At 29.2% G+C, this 5,770-nt stretch carries 8 protein-coding genes; 5 read left to right on the top strand and 3 right to left on the bottom strand.

The features are described 5' to 3' along the window. The 4 genes from ACTG3S_RS08605 to ACTG3S_RS08590 all read left to right on the top strand — a co-directional run. The coding region (locus ACTG3S_RS08605; RefSeq protein ID WP_439128949.1) for a DUF4249 family protein at positions 1 to 787 on the top strand (787 nt) is incomplete at its 5' end. 74 nt (positions 788 to 861) lie between these two features. Continuing rightward, complete coding sequence (gene murQ / locus ACTG3S_RS08600; protein WP_439128948.1) at positions 862 to 1,686, top strand: N-acetylmuramic acid 6-phosphate etherase; 825 nt, start codon at positions 862 to 864, stop codon at positions 1,684 to 1,686. Beyond that, a complete protein-coding gene (locus ACTG3S_RS08595; RefSeq protein WP_439128947.1) occupies positions 1,670 to 1,912 on the top strand; it encodes a DUF6095 family protein in 243 nt (80 codons plus the stop codon). Before murQ ends, ACTG3S_RS08595 begins: the two co-directional genes overlap by 17 nt. 4 nt (positions 1,913 to 1,916) lie before the next feature. Next, positions 1,917 to 2,909, top strand: a complete 993-nt coding sequence (locus tag ACTG3S_RS08590; protein ID WP_439128946.1) for a DUF6695 family protein — start codon at positions 1,917 to 1,919, stop codon at positions 2,907 to 2,909. Here the strand turns inward: ACTG3S_RS08590 and ACTG3S_RS08585 are convergent. Next, on the bottom strand, positions 2,896 to 3,396 hold the full coding sequence (locus ACTG3S_RS08585) for a DinB family protein (RefSeq protein ID WP_439128945.1): 501 nt from the start codon (positions 3,394 to 3,396) through the stop codon (positions 2,896 to 2,898). The genes ACTG3S_RS08590 and ACTG3S_RS08585 overlap by 14 nt on opposite strands. Positions 3,397 to 3,624: 228 nt before the next feature. On the opposite strand from ACTG3S_RS08585, the gene ACTG3S_RS08580 reads away from it, so the two are divergent. After that, positions 3,625 to 4,557, top strand: a complete 933-nt coding sequence (locus ACTG3S_RS08580; RefSeq protein ID WP_439128944.1) for a hypothetical protein — start codon at positions 3,625 to 3,627, stop codon at positions 4,555 to 4,557. A 175-nt stretch (positions 4,558 to 4,732) separates the two neighbouring features. Here ACTG3S_RS08580 and ACTG3S_RS08575 read toward each other — a convergent pair whose 3' ends face one another. Both ACTG3S_RS08575 and ACTG3S_RS08570 read right to left on the bottom strand, forming a co-directional pair. Continuing rightward, complete coding sequence (locus ACTG3S_RS08575; RefSeq protein ID WP_439128943.1) at positions 4,733 to 4,903, bottom strand: hypothetical protein; 171 nt, start codon at positions 4,901 to 4,903, stop codon at positions 4,733 to 4,735. Positions 4,904 to 4,914: 11 nt separating this feature from the next. Beyond that, the coding region (locus ACTG3S_RS08570) for an ATP-binding cassette domain-containing protein (protein WP_439128942.1) at positions 4,915 to 5,770 on the bottom strand (856 nt) is incomplete at its 5' end.

Below are 5,770 nucleotides of genomic sequence, written 5' to 3'. Positions count from 1 at the left end.
AAATTGCGAAAAAGTTGTAGATATAGATGTACCATCAATTGAACCAAAATTAGTAATAGACGCCACTTTTGAAGTGCTTTTTGACCAAAATCCTGTAGTAGCAAATACTGAAGTTAAACTATCATTATCTGCAGATTATTTTGATGAAACCATCCCTAAAGTTTCTAATGCTACTGTATTTTTAACAAATTTGTCTAACAATGCAATTATAAATTTTTCAGATGCGAATGCCGATGGAGTTTACGAACCTGTAACCAGTTTTATTCCTGAAGATGATGTTAGCTATGAGTTAACAGTTATTTATAATAATGAAACTTATAAAGGCAAAGCGACTAAAGTAAAATCTACAGTTATAAATACTATAAAACAAGGTGATGAAACACTTTTTTCTGGCGATGAAATAGAATTAGAAGTTTCTATTACTGATGACGGCAACATAGAAAATTACTATTTATTTAATTTTGATTATAATAATTTTGTAACCATAGAAGATAGATTTTTTAATGGAGAGGTATACAATTTTTCTTATTTTATTGATATGGATGATATTGAATTACCCTCTACCATAAAAGTTAAACTTTCGGGTATTACAAAAGAATATTATAGCTATTTCAGAATTTTATTAGACCAAAGTGGCGTAAATGCAGGTGGGCCTTTTCAATCTGTACCAGCCTCTTTATTGGGTAATATCATTAATACATCCAATGAAGAGAACTTTCCTTTAGGCTATTTTCATATTTCAGAAACAGACATGTTAAGTGTAGATTTAGTTAAAAAAAATAATTAAATAAAACTAAAATCTAGCATAAACTTATGTAGTTTTTAATTTTAGAAATTTTATTTTCTGTATTTTTGATGGCAATGAAATTTATTAAAACTACAGAGCAAGATTCTAAATACAATCATCTAGAAAAGATGTCTGTTACAGAATTATTAACCAACATTAATACCGAAGACAAAACGGTGCCTTTGGCTGTCGAAAAAGCCTTACCTCAAATTACTTCTTTAACCGAGCAAATTGTTTTTAAATTACAAAATGGAGGCAGACTTTTTTATATTGGTGCTGGTACTTCTGGTAGATTGGGTATTGTAGATGCGTCTGAATGTCCGCCAACTTTTGGCGTACCACATGAGTTGGTTATAGGTATTATTGCTGGTGGAGATATTGCCATAAGAAAAGCCGTAGAATTTGCAGAAGATTCTAAAACACAAGGTTGGCAAGATTTACAAAAACACAATATTTCTAAAAAAGATGTTGTAATTGGTATTGCAGCATCTGGTACAACACCTTATGTTATTGCTGCTCTAGAAAAATGTAACTCAAATGATATTATAACTGGCTGTATTACTTGTAATAAAAACAGTCCTTTAGCACATGTTTCTCAATTTCCAATAGAAGTAATTGTAGGGTCTGAATTTGTTACAGGAAGCTCTAGAATGAAAGCCGGTACAGCTCAAAAATTAGTATTAAACATGTTGTCTACTGCCACTATGATTCAACTAGGTAAAGTCAAAGGAAACAAAATGGTAGACATGCAACTTTCTAACAATAAATTGGTAGAAAGAGGGAATAAAATGTTGGCTAAAGAATTAAAGATTAACGTGGAGGAAGCATCCATTTTAATAAAAAAATATGGCAATGTTAGAAACGCAATAGAAAATTATAAAAATGAGTACGAATGTTAATTTATTAGGCAAAGGACTAAAGTATTTAGCACTTTTAATTTCCCTTTTTATTGCTTCTCCAATTACTCTTACTATGGGTTATAAAGCTTTAAATAAGTTTAAAGACACACCTAAAGAATATATTTCTTACTTAATTTTAGCGGCTGCAAGTATCTTATTAATTTTTACCATCTTTTTTGCTTTTAAAACTTTTAGAATTTTATTAAAAGCTATTTTTAATAATTAATTTTATGCAGAATTCTGATGGTATTATTGTTCTTTTATCCTATCCAGATACTGTTGTTAGACCCGCATATTGGGAAAAATCGAGTGCTATTTGGCCAAAGATCGGAATTGGCACAAAACACGCAGTTCAAGCAGGTCATGCAGCTTTATTATTAATAAAAAAAAGCGCCTCAGAAATTAATTATTTCGATTTTGGACGATATATTACCAGTTATGGAAATGGGCGTGTTAGAAGTAAAGAAACAGACCCAGAATTAGTAGTTCCTTTAAAAGCAAAATTTAAAAATAATGAACTTTTAAATTTAGAAGAAATTTTACTCTGGATAGAAACGCATCCAGAAAAAACTCATGGAGATGGTAGATTGGTGGCTGGTATTAATGAAGAAATTGATTATCAGATAGCACATCAGTATATAGAAAAATGTATCAGTAAAAAAGAAATACCTTATGGTGCTTTTATAAAAAATGGTAGTAATTGCGCAAGATTTGTAACAGATACTTTAATAGCATCCACCACAAATCATAAAATAAAAAAAAGGTTGCAAAGCTCTAACTTGTTTACTCCTAGCCCTATTGGTAATGTGATAAAAGCAACTACAAATGATAGTTTGTATAGTGTTGAAAATCAAAAATTAAAACAATATAAAAACAGATCAATTTTAAAAGAATACAAGGCTTCTTTTTTTAATAAGTTTGATGTGGAACCTAATTTAATAGGTACAGAAAAACCTGATTTAGAAAAATTTAATTTAAAAAATGCGACTTGGTTAGGAGGTATTGGAAGTGGTGCTTGGTTTAAAATAGAAACACAAATAAATACCAATAAAATTACTGTAGCAAGGTATAATGCAAATGGTTTTAAAGATTTTGAAGGAAATTTTACAACAACATCATCGCAATTTAATCTAAAAGAACCTTTTTCTTTTATTTATCCAACGAATTGTAAAGAGGTTTTTTTAAAGCAAAAAAACAATCACATTCTATTTAAAATAATTTAGCTAAGGACTTTTTTGGTGTTGATGGATTAAAACCAAAATTATTATCTGGTAATTTTATATTTAGTTGATGAATTAAATACCCCACACTTGCATAGTGATGAATAGCATGACTTTGAGCTTGCATTAGTGTTGCACCAATTGTATAATTTACAGTTTCGTTACCCAAACCTAAATTATCTGTAACTCTTATTTTTTTATCTAAATCTTCTTTTTTTATTTTTTTTAATTGCTCTTTTATACTTTCAAAATAAACGATACCTGCGCTTGTTTTTGTCTCTGCAAGCTCGTTTCTTTCTCTCTTTGTTAAATCAATTAAATTATTATCCAATCCATTAAAAATACACGAAAAAACATCTAAAACATGTCTAATATGAGATCCTATACTAGAATGATAAGGGGCAATAGAGGTATCTGAATATTGGGAGTCATTTATATTTTGTAGTAGTACAATTCCTTTTTGTAAATTTTGCTCAATGGCTTCAATCATAAAAAATAAACGTTATGGTATTTTAAACTTGGTCTAATTTACGAGTTCTTTATCAAAAGAAAAAATAATTTTTTAATTAATAAAACACTTTAACATCCAATAATTTACAACAAAAACTACTTTTTAATATCAAAAAAATAATTTTTTGGCACGTTCTTTGAAATTACTAAAACAAATGCGGAAGCCGAAAAGCAATTAGAGTAGGCAAAACCCTTAAAACCATATATTATGAAAAAAGGTATACTTTTATTATTAGCAATGATCATGATGGTTTCTACTGTTGAAGCCAAAAATGGCAATTATTTACCAAACAACAACAGGGGTATATACTCTTATAACAATGCTGTTCAATTTTTTGACGGTGGTGTAAAATTTTTTGTGTTTGTAAACGGAGATTTTGATTTTAACACAAATGATGAATTTTACGATTATAATGGAATTCGTTCTAGAAGAAATAACATAGCAATTACAAGAGATTTTAGAGGAAGAGTTAGACGTATTGGAAACATAAGTATTAGATATGATATTAGAGGAAACGTTTCTAGAATTGGAAATGTTTATATGAACTATTATAGAAATAGGCTAACAAGAGTAGGCAATTTAAAAGTTCGTTACAATAGCTTTGGAAATCCTATTTTTTACGGAAATGTTAGAGACAATTTCTTTTTTGACAATGGTGTTAGATTAAATATTAACATAGGCACAATTTTTAATTACAACGATCCTTTTTTCTTTAGAAATAATTTTAGAAGAAATTATACAAAATTTAGAGAAGATAGCAGGTATTTTTACTACAAAGCAAATAGAAATGCCAACATTGGTAAACGAAGTAAGATTTTAAGAAGAAGAAAACCAGCAGCTATTGCGAACTCTAATAGGACAGAAAGAAGAAATGGTAATTTTAGTTACAGAAAACCTTCTAATACTAATAGAAAACCTGTAACAACTAATAGAAGATCTATAACTACAAGAAATAGCTCTACCAGAACTTCTAGAAATACAGCAATTACAAATAACAGTACAAGAAGAAACAATAACACTGTGAATAGAGTGCCAAGTGTTAGAAAAAGGGTAGAAATTAAAAAACCTGCTAAAATTAAAAGAACTGTTAAGATAAAAAAAGAAAGAAGAAAAGTAGATTCAAGAAGAAGTAGAAATTAAAAACAGGTATTTATACCTATAAAAAAAAAGTTTTGATTTAGTATGTTTGAACTTTCAAATTTTTGAATTTATTGTTCTTAACTATTTGTAAATTGTATTGAATAAAGTAGAAGTTAAAAGCCTCATTTCTGAAAAGAAATGAGGCTTTATTATATTTAATTTTTTATATCTGAATTTAATAACCAAAGCCATTATCTATACAATTTACAGGTACATCAAAACATTCTTTGCTTCCATCTGGTCTTGTAAAGCAGTTTTGTTTTGTTTCACAATTTTCTTCTGGTTCGCAACCAAAAACAAACACAACTAAAAATAAGACTAAGAGTTTTAAAATTCTCTTTTTCATTTCTCTATAAATTATCGTATTAATTTTTTATATTTAATTCGTTTTGGCATTAAATCTCCACCCAAACGTTTTTTCTTATTTTCTTCGTAATCAGAAAAAGAACCCTCAAAAAAGTACACTTCACTATTTCCTTCAAAAGCTAATATATGTGTACAAACTCTGTCTAAAAACCACCTATCGTGAGAAATAACCACTGCACAACCTGCAAAGTTTTCTAAGCCTTCCTCTAAAGCACGTAAGGTATTTACATCTAAATCATTTGTTGGCTCATCTAATAACAATACATTTCCTTCTTCTTTTAAAGTCATTGCCAAGTGCAAACGGTTACGTTCACCACCAGAAAGTGTATTTACTTTTTTGTTTTGTTCTGATCCAGAGAAGTTAAATCTACTTAAATAGGCTCTAGAATTCACTTGTCTGCCTCCCATCATTACTAAATCTTGTCCATCAGAAAAATTCTCCCAAATGGTTTTATCTGGGTCAATATCTGAATGCGCTTGATCTACATAGGCTATTTTTGCAGTTTCACCAACATTAAAACTTCCATTATCCGGGGTTTCTTCGCCCATAATCATTTTAAAAATAGTGGTTTTACCAGCACCATTTGGTCCAATAATACCAACAATACCTGCTTGTGGCAAATTAAATTCTAAATTTTCATATAAAATTTTATCATCAAAAGCTTTAGAAACGCCAGTTGCTTCTATAACATTGGTTCCTAAACGTGGGCCATTTGGAATGTAAATTTCCAGTTTTTCATCCACTTGTTTTTGATCTTGACTCATTAATTTGTCATAGTTCTTTAAACGAGCTTTTTGTTTCGTTTGCCTTCCTTTTGCGCCTTGCCTAACCCACTCTAACTCACGC

This window comes from Polaribacter sp. (assembly GCF_965656025.1).
Lineage (GTDB): Bacteria > Bacteroidota > Bacteroidia > Flavobacteriales > Flavobacteriaceae > Polaribacter.
The sequence above is the reverse complement of the archived record's forward strand: the minus strand, read 5'-3'. Positions and strand labels throughout refer to the sequence as shown.

Coding starts and splice junctions, on each gene's coding strand:
- murQ (WP_439128948.1), top strand. CDS start 862: ATGAAATTTATTAAAACTACAGAGCAAGATTCTAAATACAATCATCTA.
- ACTG3S_RS08575 (WP_439128943.1), bottom strand. CDS start 4,903: ATGAAAAAGAGAATTTTAAAACTCTTAGTCTTATTTTTAGTTGTGTTT.
- ACTG3S_RS08595 (WP_439128947.1), top strand. CDS start 1,670: ATGAGTACGAATGTTAATTTATTAGGCAAAGGACTAAAGTATTTAGCA.
- ACTG3S_RS08585 (WP_439128945.1), bottom strand. CDS start 3,396: ATGATTGAAGCCATTGAGCAAAATTTACAAAAAGGAATTGTACTACTA.
- ACTG3S_RS08590 (WP_439128946.1), top strand. CDS start 1,917: ATGCAGAATTCTGATGGTATTATTGTTCTTTTATCCTATCCAGATACT.
- ACTG3S_RS08580 (WP_439128944.1), top strand. CDS start 3,625: ATGAAAAAAGGTATACTTTTATTATTAGCAATGATCATGATGGTTTCT.